Here is a 1,653-nt window from a genome sequence, read left to right as displayed (position 1 = left end):
TTTGCCGACACCTCGGTGGAGGACATCCTCCAGGCTTCCGATGTTTCGCGCCGCACCTTCTATCGCTTCTTCAGGAACAAGGACGATGTCTTTGAGGCGATCTATGAGATCGCTTCGATGATGCTCCAGAACACGATGCGGATGGCACTGCGCCTGCCGGCCGATCCCTTCAAGCGGGTCGAGCAGGTCGTCGATGCCTTCCTCATGGTGCAGACGGGCGCCGGCCCCATTGCGCGCACGCTCAATGTGGAGGCGATGCGCCCCAACTCGCGCATCGCACCCCAGCGCGCCGAGCTCCTCAACAATCTGGTGCGCATTTTTCAGGACGAGTTCGAGGAAGTGCGCGGCGGCCGGGTCGACAAATTCGTCGTGCGCGGTTTGATGAGCGCGCTCGAGCAGATCTCGCTCGCGCTGCTGGACGGACCCGGGCGAAGCCACCGGGACATGGAACGCGCGCGCGCGGCGATGCTGCGCATTGCGCTGGCAACGCTCGGCGAGCCCGGCGAGCCGATCCCGGCGCTCCCCATGGAAGACGACGACGCGGAGGAAGAAGCATGAAGCGCGCCCACGTATTGTTGCTGGCCCTCGCCCTGCTGGCGGGCGGCTGCGACGCAGTCTTCGATCATTTTGCGGAGAAGAACCTCGACCCCGGTCACGAGGAATACCTGAGCGACGGGAACCTGCACGTGCTGCTGTGCGGAACGGGCACGCCGCTGGTTGATCCGCGCCGCGTGAGTTTCTGCGTGGTCGTGATCGCCGGAGGGCAGGTCATCCAGGTGGACGCGGGCCCCGGTTCCTGGCGCGTGGCCGCGATGGCGCGCATGCCCCGGCGCAAGCTCAGCGCGATGCTCATCACGCACTTTCATTCCGACCACATCGGCGAGATCGGCGAGGTAACGATGCAGAGCTGGCTGGCAGGGCGCTCCGGCGAGGCGCTTCCCATCTACGGCCCGCCGGGAATCGAGGACGTGGTCGATGGTTTTTCGAAGGCCTACGCCTGGGACCGCAAGCACCGCGTCGATCACCACGGCGCGAAGTACATGCCGCCTGCGGCCGGGGAGATGCGCGCGATTGCCGTGCCCGTCGAAGACCCGCGCGCCGGGGCGCTGGTGCTGGAAAAGGACGGCCTTCGCGTCACGGCCTTCCCGGTCAAACACGACCCCGTCGTTCCGGCCTACGGCTACAAGTTCGAATACCGGGGACGCACGCTGGTCATCAGCGGCGATACGGCAAAGAGCGAGAATGTCGCCCACCACGCAAAGGGCGCCGACATGCTCATCCACGAAGCCCTGGGAAAACGCCTCGTCGAATACGGCCAGAGCTGGGCCGACCGCAACGGCCACGAACGCTGGGCCAAACTCACCCGCGACGTGGTCACCTACCACACCAGCCCCGTCGAAGCCGCGCAGGTCGCGCAGGAAGCCGGCGTAAAGACCCTCGTCTACGCCCACGTGGGCCCGCTCCCCAATGCAATCGCCGACTGGATGTTCCTGCGCGGCACCTCCGACGCCTTCAATGGCGAGATCATCCTCGGTGAAGACGGCCAGTGGCTGGAGCTGGAGGGGCGGTAGGAATTTCGCCACAAGATTCGGGATGAATGTGAATGCTGTCCCCACAGCTTCACAGGGGCTCACACTATCGGAGAAACGTGCA

At 65.3% G+C, this 1,653-nt stretch carries 2 protein-coding genes; both read left to right on the top strand.

Annotated features, from left to right (window positions below; translation table 11 throughout):
• On the top strand, positions 1–558 hold a 558-nt coding region (locus KDH09_03240; protein ID MCB0218684.1), incomplete at its 5' end, for a helix-turn-helix transcriptional regulator.
• Positions 555–1,571 carry an MBL fold metallo-hydrolase gene (locus KDH09_03235; GenBank protein MCB0218683.1) on the top strand — a complete coding sequence of 339 codons (1,017 nt, stop codon included), beginning with the start codon at positions 555–557 and terminating at the stop codon, positions 1,569–1,571. The genes KDH09_03240 and KDH09_03235, both read left to right, overlap by 4 nt.
• Positions 1,572–1,653 lie beyond the last annotated feature (82 nt).

The sequence above is a fragment of the Chrysiogenia bacterium genome (genome assembly GCA_020434085.1).
Taxonomy (GTDB): Bacteria; JAGRBM01; JAGRBM01; order JAGRBM01; family JAGRBM01; genus JAGRBM01.
Note: the sequence above shows the minus strand (reverse complement) of the source record. Positions and strands in the feature narration are given on the sequence as shown.

What these genes read in the sequence shown, in the direction of transcription:
- KDH09_03235 (MCB0218683.1), top strand. Translation starts at nt 555, where the DNA reads ATGAAGCGCGCCCACGTATTGTTGCTGGCCCTCGCCCTGCTGGCGGGC.